The organism is Arthrobacter ulcerisalmonis (genome assembly GCF_900609065.1).
Classification (GTDB): domain Bacteria; phylum Actinomycetota; class Actinomycetes; order Actinomycetales; family Micrococcaceae; genus Arthrobacter; species Arthrobacter ulcerisalmonis.
In genome coordinates this window covers 160,141-179,445 of sequence record NZ_UXAU01000038.1, presented here as the reverse complement: position 1 = coordinate 179,445, position 19,305 = coordinate 160,141, and the positions used below count along the sequence as shown (strand labels likewise).

The window sequence follows — 19,305 nt, the reverse complement described above, 5'->3', positions numbered from 1 at the left end:
ACCAATGACTGACACGTACAGCAACCTGGTCAACCAGGGCCTGGGCCGGAATATCGCCAAGAAATTGGGGCTCCCGCAGCCAGCAGTGCTGCGGCGCTATCAACCAGGACAACCGCTGATCACAGGCCCCATTCTGGTCCAAGGTGATACGGCTGGCGCCGACAGCCTTGCCTCGGCGTTGCTCGGCTGGGAACTCGATGTCCGCCGGCACGCCGTTCCACGGGAAAAATTGGGGGCCATCATCCTGGTCCTGGACGCCGTCGAGTCACCCGAGGGGTTGGCCAAACCGATCCTGACCGCTGCCGCCTCCCTGCGTGACCTGGCCCCGAGCGGTCGGGTCATCACCGTGTCCCGGCCCGCCACGGCCGCTGACACACCCCCGGTCGCCGCAGCCCGGCAGGGCATTGACGGCTTTGTCCGGTCGCTGGCGAAGGAGCTCAGGGCCGGTGCCACCGGCAACGGCGTACTCCTCGCCGACAGCGTGCAGCCCGGCAGCCCCAGCGCGCTGGCAGCCATCAGGTTCCTCCTTTCCGGCCGTTCGGCGTTTGTGGACGGCCAGTTCCTCACCGTTTCCACGAACGACGGCGTCCTGCCGCCCCAGCCGGAACGCCCGCTGGAAGGTCGGATCGCCGTCGTCACGGGCGCCGCCCGCGGCATCGGTGCCCAGATTGCCCGGACTCTGGCCCGCGACGGTGCCACGCTCATCGTGGTGGACGTCCCCGCGGCGGGAGATCACCTGGCCGCTGTGGCCAACGAGGTCCGGGGAACCACCCTGCAGCTCGATGTCACCGCACCCGACGCCGGCCAGCGCATTATCGATCACGCCGTTCAACGCCATGGCCGGCTGGATATTGTGGTCCACAATGCGGGCATTACCCGGGACAAGCTCCTGGCCAACATGGACCAGCAGAAATGGGACTCGGTCATCGGCATCAACATCGCCGCGCAGCTCAGGATCAACGAGGCGCTGCTCGCCTCGCCGCATTTCCGTTCGTCACCGCGGATCGTCTCGGTTGCGTCCACCAGCGGTATTGCCGGAAACCGAGGGCAGACCAACTACGCCACCTCCAAGGGCGGTGTGATCGGCATGGTGCGAGCCACAGCGCCCCTGCTGGCCAACCATGGTGGCAGCATCAACGCCGTCGCTCCGGGATTCATCGAAACGGACATGACGGCGCGGATTCCCTTCGCCGTGCGGGAAATTGGCCGTCGGCTCAACTCACTCCAGCAAGGCGGGCTGCCCACCGACGTCGCGGAGACCATCGCCTTCCTGGCCAGTGACGCCGCGGGCGGCATCAACGGCGACGTCCTGCGGGTCTGTGGCCAAAACCTGGTAGGGGCATGAGCGCCGACCAGCCGCTGATCCTTGGCGAGATGCCGTCACTGTCCAAGCTGTACGTGAATGCGGCGGCGCAGGCTGCCCGTCGCCGATTGCTGGGCGCCAGTGATGCCGCGGACCTGCCCCCACACGGCCACACCGTCCGGGGAGTCACCGTCGACGTCGCTAACCTGACCGCCTACCAGCACCTGATCGGCGAACCTGCCAGCGACCTGCTTCCTGCCGGATTTGTGCACGCCCTCGCGTTTCCGTTGGCAATGAGCGTCATGAATAGGGACGACTTTCCCTTGCCGCTGCTGGGGATGATTCATCTACGCAACACGGTGGAGCAGCGATCGCCCGTGCTTTTCACGGAATCCCTGGACATTGATGCGGTGGCCGAAAATCTCCGCGGACACCGGGCCGGCACCCAGGTTGACATTCGGACCGAGGTGCGGCGGGCCGGTAACCGGAGCATCATCTGGAGGGGGATCTCTACCTACCTGGCCAAAGGGGTCTTCCTGCCCGGGATCGACAAGCCGTCCGCCCCGGCAGAGCGGACCGACTTTGTGGCGCCCGACCCCACAGCGATCTGGCAGCTCGGTGTCGACGCGGGCCGGGCTTACGCGGCGGTTTCTGGAGACTTCAACCCGATTCATCTCAGCGTACTCTCCGCCAAAGCGCTGGGGATGCGCCGGTCACTGGCACACGGCATGTACTTGGCTTCCCGCGCCCTGGCCGAGGTAGGCCCCGCCCGGACGGACGCCTTCAGCTGGGATGTCAGCTTTGATGCGCCCGTGTTCCTCCCCAGCCGAGTAGCCCTGGACATCACCTCGGTGCAGCCCAGCGCAGGAGCGTGGGAGGGCTCTGACTTCGTTGCCTGGAATCCTCGGACCGGCCGGAAGCACTTCAGCGGCGGTGTGGTGCCGCTCTAGCTGGCGGGAGCGAGGGTCCGCACAATCCGATGCAGGCTCAACAACAACGAATCAGAGGTGGGGATCCCTGTCCGGTCAGGATCGGCGGGGGTGGTGGCGGCCATGCAGGTCCTGACCGCCGCTTCGGCAGTCTCAAAGCGTTCCTGGGAAACCTGGCTGTCCGTCTCACCCCTGGCCACCAGTAAGTTCCCGGTAGCGCTCATCGCGGTGGCGATCGGACCGCAATCCGGGATGGGAATCTCATAGGGCGCCTCCGATTCCCAGATGACATCGTTCAAGACATCTGTCATATCGCGGATGTGGAAGGTGACCGTCTCCAGGTTGCGCAGATCCTGGTAATCCTGGTCAATGTCGCGGGGATGCAGCTTCCGCCGCACATTGGCGCGCCGGCTGGCATCAGCTTCCTGTACCAGATGCCTCACCTTGCCTGCAGCCGCCGCGAGTTCGTCGGATCGGCTGGACCACAACTCGTGTTCCGGGGGCCACTGTTCAGTAAGGGCGGCGCCCATGTCCATGAGCTGCTGCCCCAGGGCCCGGTGCAGGTCCGCGAGGCTGGACGCCGCTGCCTTGATATGAAGCGGGGGAAACACCAGAAAGTTCACCGCGACCCCCACGAGCACACCAACGCCCATCTGCGTGAGGTAGCCCAGGGAAAAGTCGTCCGGATCGCTGCCGCCGATCAACAGGACCAGCAGGGCCGCCGTCGGAATCCAATCCGAGCCGGAGCCGATCCAGGGCAGCCCACTCAGCAGGACACCCACCCCCATGACCAGGGCCACGCTCAGCGGTGACGGCGACGCGAAGGTGACCAGCACGAACGCCAGGCCGATTCCGACAGCCAGGCCGGCAAGGGCTTGGAGCCCCTGCCGGACCGAGCCGGCCACGTTGTGGTACATCACCACCAAGGCACCCAGCGGCGCGTAGTAGGGGTAATGGGCGGCGGCGCCGGGCATCAGCGGGGCCACCCAGAAGGCCACACCCGCAGCCAGGGCCGCCTTGGCAGCCAACTGTAGCCGCTGGGTGGCCAAGGCCGAGGTGAGGTTCGACGCGGCCCGTCGCAGTGCATTGGTGCTGCGCTCCCAACGGGCGTTGGCTGCCGTGGGTACCACGGTCTTCAGTGTGTGGCGCCGTGTCCGGTTGCGACTTCCTCGCCACGATGGACCGGGCCTGGCGGGGTGCCATCACCGAACGGCCGGCCACCCAGTGCCTCACGGCCGTGCGCGCTCAGCCAGCCGCGCAGGTCCGGCCCGGCCGGAACCACCTGCGTGGGATTGATGTCTTCGTGCACGATGTAATAGTGCTGCTTGATCTGGACGAAGTCGGTGGTGTCGCCAAAACCCGGGGTCTGGAAGAGGTCCCGGGCGTAGGCCCAAAGGGCCGGCATCTCCGTCAGCTTCTGCCGGTTGCACTTGAAATGCCCGTGGTACACAGCGTCAAAGCGGGCCAGCGTGGTGAAGAGCCGCACGTCAGCTTCGGTGATGGTGTCGCCTACCAGGTAACGCTGCCCGGTCAGCCGTTCCTCGAGCCAGTCGAGGGCCGTCCAGAGCCGATCGTAGGCGGCGTCGTACGCGTCCTGCGAGCCGGCGAAGCCGCACCGGTAGACGCCATTGTTGACTTCGGTGAATACCCGCTTGTTGACCTGGTCAATTTCAGCGCGCAGGTGCTCCGGGTACAGGTCAGGTGCCCCGGGCCGGTGGAATTGCGTCCACTCGGTGCTGAAATCCAGCGTGATCTGCGGGAAGTTGTTGGTGACCACTGCACCGGTCGCAACGTCCACGATGGCTGGCACCGTGATGCCTCGGGGGTAATCGGGGAAACGCTTGAAGTACGCCTCCTGGATCCGCTCGATGCCCAGGACGGGATCCTTACCCTCTGGATCCAGGTCAAAGGTCCACGACCGGGCATCATGGGTGGGACCGGGCTGTCCCAGCGAGATGGCGTCTTCAAGGCCCAACAGGCGGCGGACAATGACAGTCCTGTTGGCCCACGGGCAGGCCCTGGCGGCAACCAGCCGGTACCGGCCCGCTTCGACCGGCCACCCCGGTTCGCCGTTGGGTCCGGGAGTACCGTCCCGGGTGATCCGGTCCTCAATGTAGTTGGTGTCGCGGGTGAATTCGCCGCCGGTCACATAGGCGCCCAACGTGCTGTGGTTTCCTGTGCCGCCGTCGCGCGTTCCTTCGTTACCTTCGATGTCGCTCATGCCTCCACCCTAGGCGCCTCCCGCGCCGATTGCCGCAAGTGGCGCCAGGGCCACCAGCCAGGAGCCACCAGTCACCGCAGCGAACGCCGCAATCCACAGCGGCGACGGGATCTTCGTGGCCCGGAAGAGCAGGTAGGCGTCTGACGTAGCGAGCTGCTGCCGCCGTCGGAGGTGAACGTGGCAAAGTTTCACTAGATCGCGGACGGCGCCCACCAGGAGTGCCAGACCGAGGCCTACGCTGAGGTGGCCCACAAAGGCGTGCGGCACGCTGATAAGCAGGACGACGCTCAGGGCCATCGCGCCCAAGGTGATGCCGAAGGCTGCCGCGTTGCGAAGAAAGAGGAGCGACGCCGCAAGGACCCCGACGCCGGCGGCCAGGGCGGCAGGCCCCCAGCCGTGGAAGCCACACCAGACATAGGCTGCCCCCACCACGGCGGGAACGGGGTAGCCCCAGAAGCAGGACCAGGCTGCTGCCAGGCGGCTCCTGCTATAGCTGGTGGTGGTGCCGGAATGATCCAGCCGCAGCGTGATGCCGGACAGTCGCTGGCCGCTCAGGACCGCAGCGAAGGCGTGTCCCAGTTCGTGGGTGGCGGTGGTCAGCAGCCCGAAGTAGCGCCATGACTTCCGCGGGATGGAAAGTGCGACGGCGGCGGCCACCACCAGCAGTAGTTCCACCACGGTGATGGCGGGCAGCTCAGCCCGGCTGAAGACGCTGGCCAGCCACTGCCATCCGGTTTCCAGGCTCACGCGGGTTTCCTCTAATTTAGGTGGCCAGCTTAACCAGCCACGCAGTACGTTGACCTGTCACGTTAGCGGCAAGAGCTGAGCGGCAGCTTAAAGCCGAAAGGCACGCCAGAACGCAGGCGTGCCCTGTGGGCAGAAGCAGCACACCAGGTGTCCTGGGTGCTGCCGCTATGGGGGGTCTTAGCCTTCGCACTCGGTGCAGTAGGTGTGGCCATCCTTTTGCTTCGCAATCTGTGACCGGTGCCGGACCAGGAAGCAGGAGTAGCAGGTGAACTCGTCATCTGCCTGCGGAATGACCTGAACTACGAGCTCTTCGGCGACAAATTCGCCGCCGGGAACGCCGGCGCCGTCCAGGCCGTCAGCCTCGTCCAGCTCAAGGACAACGCTGCGCGCATCCGGAGCGTTGGCAGACTGGAGCTGCTCAAGTGAGTTGTCCTGCGATTCCTTGACGTCGGACCGCAGTTCGTCGTAATCGGTTGCCACTTTAGGTGCTTCTCTTTTCTTTGGTTCGCCTGTCGCGTATGAAACGTACAGCATGAACCCGGTATTCCCCAATAGCATGAGCGGGCGCGGCGCCAAAATGTGGGGGCCGAAATAGTTACCCCAACGCTGTTCAAAGGTGCGTCATCGCTGCTGTGACGCCAGCGAGCAGGACGATTCGCCCCGCATTCTGCAGCTGCCCGGTAGTTACTGTGTAACTGCACACACATTCCGCCGGTAGCCAATGCGGAAGAAGTTCGCGCAGAGCGGAGATTTCCGCACCATCGCGGTAGCCTCAGAGTCGTCGACCTGGGTGCTGGACCCATGGGTCGGTTGGTTCTTCAGGGGGAGTGCGGCATGGAACAGGTCTTGGACGTGGCATCGGTCCGACGGCGGGCGTTGTTGGGATACCTGGGAGCGGCCGCTGCGGCTGCCCTGACAGGGTGTGGCGCCACGGTGGGGAGTGGCGCAGAACAGGTTGTCGAGGCGGAGCCCTTATCCACCTCGCCTACTTCTGCCACTTCACCAACGCCGACGCCGGTACCGACGGCGGTTCCCGCTCCCACCCCCACCAAGCGGATCTTCGTGCCCGACTATGTCCTGCCGCCGATCGTGAATGGCCTGGCCCCGGTCATTTCCCGGATTCCCACGGCACATCCCATCGTGTTCCTGACCATCGACGACGGACTCACCCGGACCCCGGAGATGGTGAGGCTGATGCGCGCCTACAACTATCCGGCGTCGCTCTTTCTCACCCAGTCCACCGTCAGCGCCGACCCGGCATTCTTCACCCAGTTCGCGGCGCAAGGATCCTTGGTGGAGAACCACACCGTCAATCACAACATCAACATGATCCGCACCATGGGGTACCAGCAACAGCTGGCCGAAATTTCCGGGATGCAGGACTTTGCCACGACGCAGTATGGGCGGACGCCAACTCTGTTCCGGCCGCCGGGTGGCGCCTACTCCGGTGCCATGCAGCAGGCCGTCGCGGCAGCCGGGCTACGGGCCATCATTACCTGGGAGGCCAAAGCCAACGCCGGCCGGATGGATTACCAGGTGGGCAACGCACTGCGGCCCGGAGACATTGTGCTGATGCATTTCCGTCCCGAGTTCGCAGCGGACCTCGAAGCGTTCCGCGCTGCCCAGTTGGCGGCCGGCCTGGAGGTCGTGCTGTTGGAGGAGTTCCTGGGCGTCGTGTAATCGGCCCCGGGGGATCACCCCGGGCAGACGCAGAAAACCCCGGAAAATCAATGATTTTCCGGGGTTTTCGTTCGTGCGCGGAGGGGGACTTGAACCCCCACCCCCTTTCGAGGACTAGCACCTCAAGCTAGCGCGTCTGCCATTCCGCCACCCGCGCAGGGTGTTTCCCGAGGACTGTTTGCGCCTTTCAGCGTTTCGCATCTCTCGGAAGCAGCGAGAAAGACTCTAACATGAACTTTCCCGAAAGAACCAATCGGGCCAACTGGGTAGGCTGAGGTGAGCAGCCCAACCGCGGCAGAATGCCAGCCCACGCGAGGAGTATCCATGTCTGACGTATTGCCCCAGGACGAAGTTGTCCGCATCTGCCAGGAACTCATCCGGATTGACACCTCCAACTACGGCGACGGCTCCGGACCGGGCGAGCGGGTGGCTGCGGAATACGTGGCGGGGCTGATCGAGGAGGTTGGCCTGCCCGCCGAGATCTTCGAGTCCGCGCCGGGCCGGGCCAACGTGATCACCCGGATGGCAGGGTCTGACCCTTCGGCCAGCGCCCTGGTGGTCCACGGCCACCTCGACGTGGTGCCGGCCCTGCGTGATCAGTGGTCCGTGGACCCCTTTGGTGCCGAGCTCAAGGACGGTCTGATCTGGGGCCGCGGCGCCGTGGACATGAAGGACATGGACGCCATGATCCTCTCCGTCCTGCGCAGCTTCGCCCGCACCGGGACCAAGCCCAAGCGGGACATCATCTTCGCGTTCTTCGCCGACGAGGAAGCCGGCGGCGAGTACGGCGCCCGGTACGCCGTGGACAAACGCCCCGAGCTCTTTGAGGGCGCCACGGAGGCCATCTCCGAAGTGGGCGGCTTCTCGGCCACCATCGGCGGCCAGCGCACCTACCTGCTGCAGACCGCTGAGAAGGGGATCTCATGGCTCCGGTTGGTGGCCCACGGCCGGGCCGGGCACGGCTCGCAGATCAACACCGACAACGCCGTGACCCGGCTCGCCGCCGCCGTCACGCGGATCGGCGAATACAAATGGCCCATCGAACTGACCCCCACCACGCGGCAATTCCTTGACGGCGTGACCGAACTCACCGGCGTGGAGTTCGACGCCGACAATCCAGACCTCTTGCTGGACCAGTTGGGCACGGTGGCCCGCTTTGTGGGCGCCACCCTGCAGAACACCACCAACCCCACCCTCCTCAAGGGCGGCTACAAGCACAACGTGATCCCCGAATCGGCAGAGGCGCTGGTGGACTGCCGCACCCTGCCGGGCCAGCAGGACCAGGTCCTGGAAATCGTTCGGGACCTCGCGGGCGCCGGCGTGGACGTCAGCTATGTCCACCAGGACGTCTCCCTGGAGGTGCCGTTCGCCGGCAACCTGGTGGACTCCATGATCGACGCCCTGCACTCAGAGGATCCCGGCGCCAAGGTCTTGCCCTACACGCTGTCTGGCGGCACGGACAACAAGTCGCTGAGCCGGCTGGGGATCACCGGCTACGGTTTCGCGCCGCTGATGCTGCCGGAAGACCTGGACTTCACCGGCATGTTCCACGGCGTCGACGAGCGCGTGCCGGCCGACTCGCTCAAGTTCGGTGCCCGCGTGCTGAATACGCTCCTGACCAACTACTGAGCCCACCGATGACGCCTGAGGACATCCTGCCCGACGATCTGCTGGACCGGATCCGGGGTCGGGCTGCCGGCTACGACCGCGACAATGCCTTCTGCCAGGAGGACCTGGACGAGCTGGTCGCAGCCGGTTACCTCAAGCTTTTCGTGCCAACGCACGACGGCGGCCTGGGCCTTGGGCTCGCAGCTGCGGTGCAGTGCCAACGCAGGTTGGCCACGGCTGGGCCAGCGACTGCGCTGGCGGTGAATATGCACCTGGTCTGGACCGGCGTCGCGCACGTCCTGGCTGACCGTGGTGACACGTCGCTGGACTTCGTCCTGGCCGAGGCGGCACAGGGCGAGATCTTTGCGTTTGGCCTCTCTGAGGCGGGCAATGATTCGGTGTTGTTCGATTCAACCACCACCGCCGTTGCGGATTCAGCCGGCGGGTATGCGTTCACAGGTACCAAGATCTTCACCAGCCTGGCACCGGCGTGGACCAGGTTGGGGATCTTCGGCAAGGACCCGATGGCGCGCGATGGCCAGGGCGAACTGGTGCACGGCTTCCGTCGCAGGGACAGCCCCAATTACAGGATCCTGGACGACTGGGACACTTTGGGAATGCGGGCCAGCCAGTCCCGCAGCACGGTGCTTGAGGGTGCATACGTCCCTGCAGACCGGATTTTCCGGAAACTACCCACCGGGCCCAACCCTGACCCGTTGGTCTTCGCCATATTTGCCTGCTTTGAAACGCTGATTGCCGCCGTCTATACCGGCATGGGCGAACGGGCGCTCCAGCTCGGGGTGCAAGCCGTCCAGCGCCGGACCTCGGCGCGGAACGGTGGTCGCAGCCTGGCGCAGGACCCCGACGCGCGGCGGAAGGTGGCCCAGGCCGCCATGGCCATGGATGCGCTGTACCCGCACCTGGCTACCGTTGCCGCGGACGTCGACGCACGCGCCGAGCATGGCGCGCAATGGTTCCCGCGGCTCGTGGGACTGAAGGTCAACGCCACCGAAACCGCCCGCCGGATGGTGGACTTTGCGATCCGCGTCAGCGGCGGAGCCAGCTACTCGCGGGGAGCGGAACTCGAACGGCTTTACCGGGATGTCCTGGCCGGCATGTTCCACCCCTCCAGTGACGATTCGGCTCACGCTACGGTGGCCAACGCCTGGCTGGGACCGTTGGCGGACAGCTAGCAGGCTAGACCGTGCGTTGAACCTGCATCACGCGGCGCCGAAGCCAGAATCGGCGGCCACCGCCCACGTAGAGCTTGCTGCGCTCCAGTTCCCACTTGCCATATTCGGAATGTTCCACCACGCGGCGGCGGGCTTCGGGCAGCGAATCCTCGGGGCTGACGGTGAGGACCAGGTACTCGTAATGCCGCAGGTAGTCCCGCTCGCGCTGGACTGAGCTGGTGAGAAATTGTTCCTTCATTGCCCTCCTTTTAACTGTTTTTCCGGCTAGCGTGGAGTCATGAGCATCGATCCGCGCGTCGCGCTTTCGTCCCTGACATCAGCGTTGGAAGAACACTTGAGTGCGTCCTCGAACCGCCGGGGCGACGGCGATCCGGCAGTGGAAGCTGCGTTTTTCGCTGTAGCTGACGCTTTTGAGGTCTATGAAGACGCCATCTACGAAGCGTACAACGAAGTCACTCCGCTGCAGATCTTTGACGATGAAGATGATGACGACGGTCGCGATCCAGACGAAGACCTGGAGCTCGTGACCGACTGACGCAGGGCGCCCTAGGCTTGTGGGCTGGAGACGTCGTCCAGGGCTTGGGCGATCTCTGCCGGCAGGGGAGTCAGTTGGGCGTCAAGGATCTCCTTGAGCTGGATGGGGGTCCGCGGGCCAACAATCGCGGTGGCCACCCCGTGTTGCTGCAGCAACCAGCTCAGTGAAACATCCAGGGCAGAACGGCCGAGTCCTTTTGCTGCCATGGTCACGGCCTCCACAATGCTGGAGCCCCGATCATTGAGGTAGGGCTCCACGTAGGGTGCATCAGCCTCGGAGGCGGCCCGGGAGCCGGCAGGAATGCTGCCACGGTACTTGCCGGTGAGGACGCCCCGGCCCAGCGGAGCCCAGGCCAGGAGGCCAAGGCCCGCGTCCTCGATGGCCGGAACGAGTTCCGCTTCCGGGCTGCGGCGCATCAGCGAGTATTCGGCTTGGGCCGCCACCAAGGGGAAGCCCGCGGTGGCTGCTGCCTTGGCCGCCTGCCAGCCGCTGAAGTTCGAGATGCCGGCGTACCGGGCCCGCCCGGAGCGGACAGCGTATTCCAGGGCAGACAAGGTCTCTTCCAGGGGCACGTTTCCGTCCCACGCCTGCGCGAACCACACATCCACGTAGTCGGTGCCCAGCCGCGCGAGGCTGGCGTCGAGGCCGCTCAGCATTGCGCTGCGTGAGGCATCGATCGCGAGCCGGCCACCCGGCGTCGTCATTCCTGCCTTGGTGGCGATGCTGACCTCGGTGCGGGCCACGACGTCGCCCAACAGGCTGCCAAGCATTGCTTCGGCGCGGCCGTCAGCGTAGGAGGCGGCGGTGTCGATGAGCCGGCCGCCGGCGTCGAGGTAGGCGCGCAACGTGTCTGCGGCGTCCTGTTCGTCCGTTTCGGCTGCCCAGGACATGGTGCCCAAGGAGAGGGCTGAGACTCGCAAACCACTGTTGCCGACGTAACGCTGCTGCATAGCTGCAAGCTTACGGCGTCAGTGCTGCCGCCCATGCCGTAGGGTCTTAGCGTGAACTGGTTTGAGGTAGCCCTGCTGGGCCTTGTCCAAGGTTTGACCGAGTTTTTGCCGGTCTCGTCGAGCGCCCACTTACGCATCGTGGGCCAATTCCTGCCGAATGCAGAGGACCCGGGGGCGGCCTTTACGGCCATCACCCAGTTGGGGACCGAGACCGCCGTGGTGGTCTATTTCTGGCGCGACATTGTCCGGATCGTCAAGGCGTGGTGGGGCTCGCTGCGGGGGAAGGTCTCCCGGCAGGACCCCGACGCCAGGATGGGCTGGCTGGTGATCTTGGGCAGCTTGCCCATCATTGCGCTGGGGCTGCTCTTCCAAGACCAGATTGAGTCCGTTTTCCGCAGCATGTGGATTGTTGCCACCATGCTCATTGTCTTTGGCCTGATCCTGGCCGTGGCAGACGCCATCGGCCGGCAGGAGCGGGACCTCACCCAACTGACCTACAAGCACGGCATCTTCTTTGGCCTGGCGCAGGCCATGGCCTTGATTCCGGGTGTTTCGCGCTCTGGCGGCACCATTACCGCCGGCCTCCTGATGGGTTACACCCGCGAAGCGGCAGCCCGGTACTCCTTCCTGCTGGCCATCCCGGCAGTGTTTGGCAGCGGCCTTTACCAGCTGTACAAAGTGGTGTCGAAGGATGGCATCACCGGTCCCTACGGCCTGCCGGAGACGGCGCTGGCCACGGTCATCGCCTTCGTCGTGGGGTACATAATCATTGGCTGGTTCCTGAAGTTCGTCTCCACGCGCAGCTACCGGCTCTTTGTCTGGTACCGGATCATCCTTGGTCTGGCGCTGTACCTGCTGCTCGGTTTCAATGTCATCAGCGCCTAGCACTAGGCTTGGGCTGTGAAATCCTGGACTTCCCGCCCCGTTCCAAACCTGCCCGGCAGCATGCCTGCCATCTCGCTGTTCGACACCGCAGCAGGCCACGAAGTCACGCTGGATTCGGGCCCGGCACCCTCAATGTACGTTTGCGGCATCACGCCCTACGACGCCACCCACATGGGTCACGCAGCCAGCTATGTGGCCTTTGACCTGCTCAACCGGGTCTGGCGCGACGCCGGCCTGACGGTCTCCTACGTGCAGAACGTCACGGACGTCGATGATCCCTTGCTGGAGCGCGCGACCGCCACCGGGGTGGACTGGCGTGACCTCGCGGCGAGCCAGATCGATCTGTTCCAGACCGACATGGTGGCCTTGAACGTCCTGGCCCCCGATCACTATGTGGGTGCCGTCGAAGCCATCGAATCGATCGTTCCCGAGGTGGAGCGGCTGGTATCGATGGGGCTGGCGTATACCGTGGCGGGCACCAACGGCGAACCGGATGGGGACATCTACTACGACGTCGAAGCGGCCGGTAAGCAGTCGGACGCACCTGATGCGTGGTCACTCGGGTCCGTGTCCGGGTTGGGCGAAACGGACATGTTGGCGTTGTTTGCAGAGCGTGGCGGCGATCCTGGCCGGGCCGGCAAGCGCCAGGCCTTGGACCCATTGCTGTGGCGGGTGGCCCGCCCCGGCGAACCGAACTGGCCAGGCGCGAGCCTGGGCAACGGTAGGCCAGGCTGGCACATCGAATGCACGGTCATTGCACAGACGTACCTGCCCGCTCCGTTCACGGTGCAGGGCGGTGGCTCCGACCTGATTTTCCCGCACCACGAAATGGGGGCCGGGCACGCCTACTCACTGGCTGGCGTCCCGCTGGCCCGGCACTACGCCCATGCCGGCATGGTGGGGCTCGACGGCGAAAAAATGAGCAAGTCCAAGGGCAACCTGGTGCTGGTATCCAAGTTGCGGGCAGCGGGGGAGGACCCTGCCGCTATCCGACTGGCCATCCTGGCCCACCACTACCGCTCGGACTGGTCCTGGACCGATGAAGGCTTTGCCGCCGCCAAGGCCGACCTGGCGCTGTGGCGCAGTGCCCTGGCGCACGCCGTCGACGGCTCTGCCGAGCCACTCATCGCCGCCATGCGGGCGGCGCTGGCGCACGACCTCAACGCTCCCGCCGCAGTTGCGGCCGTTACGTCGTGGGCACGGGAGGCACTGTCCGACGCCGGTCCGGCCGCCGCAGCCGACCAGGCACTGATCCGCGACGCCCTGGATGCGCTATTGGGAGTTGTCCTCTAGACAGCATAAATAAAAGGGGCCAGTCCATCCGGACTGGCCCCTTTTATTTATGGCCGGTCCTGGCCACGCCGTTTAAGGTAGCGCTCGAATTCGCGGGCGATGGATTCACCCGTGGCCTCCGGCAGGTCCGCCGTGTCTTTGGCTTCCTCCAGTTGCCGGACGTAGGCAGCAATTTCAGGGTCCTCAGTGGCCAACTCGTCCACGCCGCGCTCCCAAGCATCCGACTCTTCCGCAAGGTCGTGGACTGACAACGGGATCTGCAGCAACTCTTCGATCCGGTGCAGGAGGGCCAACTGCGCCTTCGGCGAGGGGGACTGCGCCACATAGTGCGGCACCGCTGCCCACAACGACACTGTGGGCAGACCGGCCAGCAAGGCAACCTCGGACAGCACTCCCACGATCCCTACGGGTCCCTCGTACTGGGACGCCTCAAGGTTCATCCGTTCCCGGAGGGGGCCATCGTCGGAGGACGTGCTCACGGGGATGGGCCTGCTGTGCGGCACGTCGGCCAACAAGGCACCCACCAACACCACGTAATCCACGTTCAGTGTCTCCGCCTGAAGCAGGAGTTCAGCTGTATAGGCCCGCCACTTGTAGGACGGCTCAATACCCTGGACGAAAATCACGTCTACCGCCGCAGTGGGTGCGCTGGCCTTGTAGATCCTGGTGGAGGGCCACTTGATTTTTCGTTCACCGGCGGAGTTCCGGCGGACGCTGGGCCGGGTGAACTGAAAGTCGTAGTACTCATCGGCATCAATCGAGGCGACCTTCTTGCCGCCCCAGAGCTTGTTGAGGTATCGCAGCGAATCGCTGGCGGCTTCCCCGGCGTCGTTCCATCCCTCGAACGCGGCCAGCATGACAGTGACGCGCCGGCCATCCGTCGCAGGCTGCAGGAAACGCTCGTGGCTAGGAACGGTGGCACCGGACTCGGTGGTGTCATCCTCGAAGCTATTCATTTCTTCACCCTACGTCGAAGTAACGGTGCCCGCAGGTACCCGGCTGGCCGCGGCTCCGCCGAGGGCATACCTTCAGTAACCGTCCAGCCAACCCCCGTAGACTTCGCAGTATGCAATCCTCAGCGACAGCGTCCCCGCTCAAAGCCGTCCTCTGGGACATGGACGGCACCATTGTGGATACCGAACCGTATTGGATGGCCGCCGAACACGCGATGGTTGAAGCCCACGGCGGTTCCTGGTCCCACAGCCAAGCCATCCAGCTGGTGGGGCAGTCATTGACGTTCTCAGCCAGCTTGCTCCAGCAGGCAGGCGTCAAGCTGGAAATCCGCGAGATCATCGACACACTCACCAGCCAGGTCATCGCCAGCATCCGGCACGAGGTCCCATGGCGTCCCGGCGCCAAGGAACTCCTCGAGGAACTCCACCAAGAGGGCGTGCGCTGCGCGTTGGTGACCATGTCCGAGGGTCCGTTGGCCGCCGAAGTGGTAGCCAGCCTGCCGCGGCCGTACTTCGAAGTGGTGGTGACCGGCGATTCCGTGACCAACGGCAAGCCACACCCTGAGGCCTACCTGACCGCCGTCGAACGCTTGCAGGAAGCCGACCCGGACCTGGGCCTGCACCACTGCGTGGCGCTGGAGGACTCACTGCCCGGCGTGAGCGCCGCCGTCGCGTCCGGCGTTCCCACCGTGGCGATTCCGCATGTAGTGCCACTGCCGCTGGACCCCAGCTACACCCGGTGGGAGACACTGGCCGGGCGCACCACTGCGGACCTGGCCGCGCTCTTGGTCGGAGTCCCTGTCCGTGACTGAGGCACCCACCCGCGCGCGCCGCGAAGGTATTCCGCTGGGCAGGATTTTCGGCGTCCCCGTGGTCCTCGCCTTTTCCTGGTTCATCATCGCCGCCTTCACGGTGATCGTTTATGGGCCCGTCCTGGACCGGAGCAACCCAGCCCTCGGCCCGGCAGCCTACGTCGTGGCGTTTGCCTACGCCGTGCTGCTACTGCTCTCTGTCTTGGTCCATGAACTTGCGCACGCCCTGACCGCCCGCATCTACGGCTGGCCCACCGAGAAGATCGTCCTGAACCTGTGGGGCGGCCACACCCAGTTCGAGAGTTTCACCGCCTCGCCCGGGCGTTCGGTCCTGGTGGCCTTGGCCGGACCGGCCGCAAACTTTGTGCTGGCCGGCGGTGCCTGGCTGGTCCTGACCACCTTCAGCCTGGGCAGTGTGGCTGAGATCCTCATCAACATCTTCATGTGGGCGAACTTCCTGATTGGCGTGTTCAACGTCCTGCCCGGCCTGCCCCTGGATGGTGGCCGAATGGTGGAATCTGCCGTCTGGAAAGCCACCGGCAGCCAGGCCAAGGGCACCATTGCCGCTGGCTGGGCTGGCCGCCTCATCGTCGTCGCCATCGCCTACTGGTTCCTGGTCAAGCCGTTCCTTGCCGGCGAATCGCCGGACCTCAGCTTCCTCCTGATCACCGTCCTGGTGGGTGGCTTCCTCTGGATGGGTGCCGGCGCGTCCATCCAACAGGCAACGTTCCGGCAGCGACTTCCCGGCGTGACCGCCAGCGGACTCTCGACGCCGGCCACCGGACTGCCGACGTCGGCCAGCGCCCAGGACGCACTCGCGGCCAGCGCTGGCGGCTCCGTTGCCGTGGTGGTCTTCGGACCGGATGGCCGGCCGGCAGCTGTGGTGGATGCTGCCGCCCTGGCGTCCGTGCCGTCCGTTGCGGCGGCGACGACGCCGGTCAGTGCGGTGTCTTTCGCCCTCGCGCCCGGCGCCTACGTTCCCGAGTGGTCCAAAGGTGAAGAACTCATTACATTCCTCTCAAAGGTTGAGGGCCGCCTCTACGCAGTCGTGGACCATCGCGGCGCAGTCACGGGCCTCCTCAGCCAGGAAAGCGTGATCACCGCCATCACCGGAAAGGCGCCGCGGGCCCAATAGGGAACCCGGGCGGCAGAACCGGTAGAGTTACCTGCCGGTCGGTGCGACGCCGCGATGCCACCCCGTGGCCCCATCCCGACGTCGGCATCCATCTGTTGGCGTCCTGCCGTGACGCCAACAGACTTCAGGGTTTACAGGAGCGAGGAATTTCCATGAGCAGCGAATCTGCCGTCAACGAAACCACACCAGCAACTCTGGCGCGTGCCGCCAACGGTGCCTCGCAGCCGGTCGGCGCCGCCCGCCGTCGTGGGCCCTTCCGCGAAGGCGAACGTGTGCAGCTGACTGACGAGCGTGGCCGGATGAACACCGTGACGCTGGAAGCCGGCGGCGCGTTCCACACCCATCGGGGCTTCCTGAACCACGACGAGATCATTGGCGCCCCGGACGGTTCGGTGGTGACCAACAACGTGGGCCAGCAGTACCAGACCCTCCGGCCCCTGCTGTCCGACTTCGTGCTGTCCATGCCCCGCGGCGCCGCAGTGGTCTACCCCAAGGACGCGGCCCAGATCGTCACCATGGCCGACATCTTCCCCGGCGCGCGCGTGGTGGAAGCCGGCGTGGGCTCCGGCGCACTGTCCATCTCCCTGCTCCGGGCCGTGGGCGACAACGGCTACCTGCACTCCTTTGAACGCCGCGAGGAGTTCGCGGACATTGCCCGCGGCAACGTGGAGACCATCTTCGGCGGACCACACCCCGCCTGGCAGATCTCCCTGGGCGACTTCCAGGAGGAAGTTGTCCGCACCGAGGAGCCAGGCTCCGTGGACCGGGTGGTCCTGGACATGTTGGCGCCCTGGGAGTGCCTGGACGCCGTAGCCACCGTGCTGGCACCGGGTGGCGTATGGATCAACTACGTTGCCACCGTCACGCAGCTCTCCCGGACCGCCGAGGCCATCCGCGCAGACGGTCGCTTTACCGCGCCCGACGCCTGGGAATCAATGGTCCGTGGGTGGCACCTCGAAGGCCTGGCCGTTCGCCCCGACCACCGCATGGTGGCCCACACCGGCTTTCTCCTGGTGACGCGGCGGCTCGCAGACGGCGTCACGGGCATCTCGGTCAAGCGCCGGCCGTCCAAGACCGACTTCAATGCCGAGGACGTCAACGCCTGGACCCCAGGCGCGGTGGGGGAGCGACCCGTCTCGGACAAGAAACTGCGCCGTGCTGCCCGGGATGCCATCGCCGGTACCAACGTCAAGGACGCACCCGAGGTCACGAACTAGTCCACATTTCGGGAGCCTTCGCCCCTACCCGGTGTCTTGGGACTAGTGTCTAAAGGAAGCGCAGGAAGGGGCTGATACATCATGGAGACACCGAACCAGGACTCCGGACGTACACCGGCAGAGGAGTCTGCCGCCAACGACCTCTCGGTTGCAGACCGCCAGGTCAACATACTCCGGGACAAGCTCAGGCACATTGACAGGCAGTTGATTGCGGCTTCGCAAAACAACTCCAAGTTGGTGGGCATGCTGGAGGCGGCCAAGGCCGAAATTATCCGGCTGAAGAACGCGCTGGACCAGGAGGGACAACCGCCCTACAGCTTTGGCACCATCCTCCAACTCAACGCCAAGCGCCAGGCCGGCGTTGGCAGCAGCGGGGTGGCGGCCACCGAAGAGTCAGTGGACATCTTCAACGCGGGCCGGAAGATGCGGGTCGGGGTCAGCCCACTCGTCAACCTCAACCAGCTCGCCGTGGGCCAGGAGGTCCTGCTCAACGAGGCCCTCCTGGTGGTAGCCGGCCTCGGCTACGAGCGCGCCGGCGAACTGGCCACCCTCAAGGAACTGCTGGGGACCGACCGGGCCCTGGTGGTGGGCCGCGCCGATGAAGAGCGCGTGGTCCGGCTTTCCGGTGCCTTGATGGCGCAGAAGCTGCGGGTGGGAGACGCCCTCTCGATCGATTCACGGACAGGGTATGCGCTGGAGAAAGTGCCACGCTCCGAGGTGGAGAACCTGGTCCTCGAGGAAGTACCGGACATTACGTATCAGGACATTGGTGGTCTGGGGCCCCAGATCGAGCAGATCAGGGACGCCGTGGAGTTGCCGTTCCTGCATCCCGACCTGTACCGCGAGCACGGACTCAAGGCGCCCAAGGGCATCCTGCTGTACGGCCCGCCAGGCTGCGGCAAAACCCTGATCGCCAAAGCCGTGGCCAACTCGCTGGCCGCGCGCGCCGCAGAACGCGCCGGCAACGTGGACCTCAAAAGCTACTTCCTGAACATCAAGGGCCCAGAGCTGCTGGATAAGTACGTTGGCGAGACGGAGCGCCACATTCGGCTGATCTTCGCCCGCGCCAGGGAAAAAGCATCTGACGGAAGCCCAGTGGTGGTTTTCTTCGACGAAATGGATTCGCTGTTCCGGACCCGCGGGACGGGCATCTCTTCCGACGTCGAAACCACTATTGTGCCGCAGCTGCTGAGTGAGATTGACGGCGTGGAGCGGTTGGACAACGTGATTGTGATTGGTGCCTCCAACCGCGAGGACATGATTGACCCCGCCATCCTGCGGCCCGGCCGGCTCGATGTGAAGGTCAAGATCCAGCGACCAGACGCCGAGGCAGCTGCCGACATTTTCAAGAAGTACATCACCACTGACCTGCCGTTCCACGAGTCGGACCTGGCCGAGTACAGCGGCGACATCGCGGCCACCGTAGACGCCATGATCCAGCGGACTGTGGAGGCCATGTACTCCACCGACAAGTCCAACGAGTTCCTGGAAGTCACCTACGCCAACGGCGACACCGAGATGCTCTACTTCAAGGACTTCAACTCCGGCGCCGTGGTGCAGAACGTGGTGGATCGGGCCAAGAAGTACGCCATCAAGGACCTGCTCACCCTGGGCCACCGCGGCCTGCGTATTGAACACCTGCTGCGGGCTGTTGTGGACGAGTTCCGCGAGCACGAGGACATGCCCAACACCACCAACCCTGATGATTGGGCCCGGATTTCAGGCAAGAAGGGCGAACGGATCACCTACATCCGCACGATCGTCCAAGGCAAGGCGGGCCAGGAGCCCGGCAAGTCCATCGAAACCATGCCCAGCACCGGACAGTATCTGTGACGGCTGCGCAG

19 protein-coding genes and 1 tRNA gene are annotated in these 19,305 nt (G+C 65.2%); 12 read left to right on the top strand and 8 right to left on the bottom strand.

Annotated features, from left to right (window positions below; genetic code table 11):
- Positions 1-4 precede the first annotated feature (4 nt).
- On the top strand, positions 5-1,345 hold the full coding sequence (locus PSET11_RS13785) for a 3-oxoacyl-ACP reductase (RefSeq protein WP_124092889.1): 1,341 nt from the start codon (positions 5-7) through the stop codon (positions 1,343-1,345).
- A complete protein-coding gene (locus tag PSET11_RS13780) occupies positions 1,342-2,253 on the top strand; it encodes a MaoC family dehydratase (RefSeq protein WP_124092888.1) in 912 nt (303 codons plus the stop codon). Before PSET11_RS13785 ends, PSET11_RS13780 begins: the two co-directional genes overlap by 4 nt.
- Here PSET11_RS13780 and PSET11_RS13775 read toward each other — a convergent pair.
- The 4 genes from PSET11_RS13775 to PSET11_RS13760 all read right to left on the bottom strand — a co-directional run bounded on the left by PSET11_RS13775 (position 2,250) and on the right by PSET11_RS13760 (position 5,680).
- Entirely contained in the window at positions 2,250-3,314 is a 1,065-nt protein-coding gene (locus PSET11_RS13775; protein WP_124093034.1) for an FUSC family protein, read from the bottom strand. The genes PSET11_RS13780 and PSET11_RS13775 overlap by 4 nt on opposite strands.
- A 53-nt stretch (positions 3,315-3,367) precedes the next feature.
- Complete coding sequence (locus tag PSET11_RS13770; RefSeq protein ID WP_124092887.1) at positions 3,368-4,453, bottom strand: glutathione S-transferase family protein; 1,086 nt, start codon at positions 4,451-4,453, stop codon at positions 3,368-3,370.
- Between the two features lie 9 nt (positions 4,454-4,462).
- Positions 4,463-5,200 (bottom strand): M50 family metallopeptidase, encoded by a 738-nt coding sequence (locus PSET11_RS13765; protein WP_124092886.1) that lies wholly within the window; start codon positions 5,198-5,200, stop codon positions 4,463-4,465.
- A gap of 177 nt (positions 5,201-5,377) precedes the next feature.
- On the bottom strand, positions 5,378-5,680 hold the full coding sequence (locus PSET11_RS13760) for a DUF4193 domain-containing protein (protein ID WP_124092885.1): 303 nt from the start codon (positions 5,678-5,680) through the stop codon (positions 5,378-5,380).
- Positions 5,681-6,034: 354 nt separating this feature from the next.
- On the opposite strand from PSET11_RS13760, the gene PSET11_RS13755 reads away from it, so the two are divergent.
- The gene (locus PSET11_RS13755; protein WP_238989160.1) at positions 6,035-6,880 is read left to right on the top strand and encodes a polysaccharide deacetylase family protein; all 846 of its coding nucleotides are present in this window, start codon (positions 6,035-6,037) and stop codon (positions 6,878-6,880) included.
- A 74-nt stretch (positions 6,881-6,954) separates the two neighbouring features.
- Here the strand turns inward: PSET11_RS13755 and PSET11_RS13750 are convergent.
- Positions 6,955-7,037 (bottom strand) — tRNA-Leu (locus PSET11_RS13750).
- Positions 7,038-7,204: 167 nt separating this feature from the next.
- Here PSET11_RS13750 and PSET11_RS13745 point away from each other — a divergent pair.
- Both PSET11_RS13745 and PSET11_RS13740 read left to right on the top strand, forming a co-directional pair.
- Positions 7,205-8,509 (top strand): M20/M25/M40 family metallo-hydrolase, encoded by a 1,305-nt coding sequence (locus tag PSET11_RS13745; protein ID WP_124092884.1) that lies wholly within the window; start codon positions 7,205-7,207, stop codon positions 8,507-8,509.
- Positions 8,510-8,517: 8 nt separating this feature from the next.
- Entirely contained in the window at positions 8,518-9,681 is a 1,164-nt protein-coding gene (locus PSET11_RS13740) for an acyl-CoA dehydrogenase family protein (RefSeq protein WP_124092883.1), read from the top strand.
- Between the two features lie 4 nt (positions 9,682-9,685).
- Here PSET11_RS13740 and PSET11_RS13735 read toward each other — a convergent pair whose 3' ends face one another.
- Positions 9,686-9,919 (bottom strand): DUF5703 family protein, encoded by a 234-nt coding sequence (locus PSET11_RS13735; RefSeq protein ID WP_124092882.1) that lies wholly within the window; start codon positions 9,917-9,919, stop codon positions 9,686-9,688.
- Positions 9,920-9,958: 39 nt separating this feature from the next.
- Between PSET11_RS13735 and PSET11_RS13730 the strand changes: the two genes are divergently transcribed.
- Positions 9,959-10,216 carry a hypothetical protein gene (locus PSET11_RS13730; protein ID WP_124092881.1) on the top strand — a complete coding sequence of 86 codons (258 nt, stop codon included), beginning with the start codon at positions 9,959-9,961 and terminating at the stop codon, positions 10,214-10,216.
- A gap of 11 nt (positions 10,217-10,227) precedes the next feature.
- On the opposite strand, the gene PSET11_RS13725 is transcribed toward PSET11_RS13730, so the two are convergent.
- On the bottom strand, positions 10,228-11,166 hold the full coding sequence (locus PSET11_RS13725) for an aldo/keto reductase (RefSeq protein ID WP_124092880.1): 939 nt from the start codon (positions 11,164-11,166) through the stop codon (positions 10,228-10,230).
- Positions 11,167-11,217: 51 nt separating this feature from the next.
- Between PSET11_RS13725 and PSET11_RS13720 the strand changes: the two genes are divergently transcribed.
- Positions 11,218-12,051, top strand: coding sequence for an undecaprenyl-diphosphate phosphatase (locus tag PSET11_RS13720; RefSeq protein ID WP_124092879.1), 834 nt, complete (start codon positions 11,218-11,220; stop codon positions 12,049-12,051).
- 15 nt (positions 12,052-12,066) lie between these two features.
- On the top strand, positions 12,067-13,344 hold the full coding sequence (mshC, locus tag PSET11_RS13715; RefSeq protein ID WP_124092878.1) for a cysteine--1-D-myo-inosityl 2-amino-2-deoxy-alpha-D-glucopyranoside ligase: 1,278 nt from the start codon (positions 12,067-12,069) through the stop codon (positions 13,342-13,344).
- Positions 13,345-13,391: 47 nt separating this feature from the next.
- On the opposite strand, the gene PSET11_RS13710 is transcribed toward mshC, so the two are convergent.
- Positions 13,392-14,300, bottom strand: coding sequence for a PAC2 family protein (locus tag PSET11_RS13710; protein ID WP_124092877.1), 909 nt, complete (start codon positions 14,298-14,300; stop codon positions 13,392-13,394).
- Positions 14,301-14,410: 110 nt separating this feature from the next.
- Here PSET11_RS13710 and PSET11_RS13705 point away from each other — a divergent pair, with 110 nt between their 5' ends.
- The 4 genes from PSET11_RS13705 (at position 14,411) to arc (ending at position 19,294) form a co-directional block, all read left to right on the top strand.
- A complete protein-coding gene (locus PSET11_RS13705) occupies positions 14,411-15,109 on the top strand; it encodes an HAD family hydrolase (RefSeq protein WP_124092876.1) in 699 nt (232 codons plus the stop codon).
- Positions 15,096-16,244, top strand: coding sequence for a site-2 protease family protein (locus tag PSET11_RS13700; protein WP_124092875.1), 1,149 nt, complete (start codon positions 15,096-15,098; stop codon positions 16,242-16,244). Before PSET11_RS13705 ends, PSET11_RS13700 begins: the two co-directional genes overlap by 14 nt.
- 152 nt (positions 16,245-16,396) lie before the next feature.
- Positions 16,397-17,461 (top strand): tRNA (adenine-N1)-methyltransferase, encoded by a 1,065-nt coding sequence (locus PSET11_RS13695; RefSeq protein WP_124092874.1) that lies wholly within the window; start codon positions 16,397-16,399, stop codon positions 17,459-17,461.
- 81 nt (positions 17,462-17,542) lie between these two features.
- A complete protein-coding gene (gene arc / locus PSET11_RS13690; RefSeq protein WP_124092873.1) occupies positions 17,543-19,294 on the top strand; it encodes a proteasome ATPase in 1,752 nt (583 codons plus the stop codon).
- The last annotated feature ends 11 nt before the right edge of the window (positions 19,295-19,305 follow it).

Excerpts from the sequence above, each read along its gene's own strand:
- PSET11_RS13785 (WP_124092889.1), top strand. The coding sequence starts at position 5 with ATGACTGACACGTACAGCAACCTGGTCAACCAGGGCCTGGGCCGGAAT.
- PSET11_RS13780 (WP_124092888.1), top strand. The coding sequence starts at position 1,342 with ATGAGCGCCGACCAGCCGCTGATCCTTGGCGAGATGCCGTCACTGTCC.
- PSET11_RS13770 (WP_124092887.1), bottom strand. The coding sequence starts at position 4,453 with ATGAGCGACATCGAAGGTAACGAAGGAACGCGCGACGGCGGCACAGGA.
- PSET11_RS13755 (WP_238989160.1), top strand. The coding sequence starts at position 6,035 with ATGGAACAGGTCTTGGACGTGGCATCGGTCCGACGGCGGGCGTTGTTG.
- PSET11_RS13745 (WP_124092884.1), top strand. The coding sequence starts at position 7,205 with ATGTCTGACGTATTGCCCCAGGACGAAGTTGTCCGCATCTGCCAGGAA.
- PSET11_RS13740 (WP_124092883.1), top strand. The coding sequence starts at position 8,518 with ATGACGCCTGAGGACATCCTGCCCGACGATCTGCTGGACCGGATCCGG.
- PSET11_RS13735 (WP_124092882.1), bottom strand. The coding sequence starts at position 9,919 with ATGAAGGAACAATTTCTCACCAGCTCAGTCCAGCGCGAGCGGGACTAC.
- PSET11_RS13730 (WP_124092881.1), top strand. The coding sequence starts at position 9,959 with ATGAGCATCGATCCGCGCGTCGCGCTTTCGTCCCTGACATCAGCGTTG.
- PSET11_RS13725 (WP_124092880.1), bottom strand. The coding sequence starts at position 11,166 with ATGCAGCAGCGTTACGTCGGCAACAGTGGTTTGCGAGTCTCAGCCCTC.
- PSET11_RS13710 (WP_124092877.1), bottom strand. The coding sequence starts at position 14,300 with ATGAATAGCTTCGAGGATGACACCACCGAGTCCGGTGCCACCGTTCCT.
- PSET11_RS13705 (WP_124092876.1), top strand. The coding sequence starts at position 14,411 with ATGCAATCCTCAGCGACAGCGTCCCCGCTCAAAGCCGTCCTCTGGGAC.
- PSET11_RS13695 (WP_124092874.1), top strand. The coding sequence starts at position 16,397 with ATGAGCAGCGAATCTGCCGTCAACGAAACCACACCAGCAACTCTGGCG.
- arc (WP_124092873.1), top strand. The coding sequence starts at position 17,543 with ATGGAGACACCGAACCAGGACTCCGGACGTACACCGGCAGAGGAGTCT.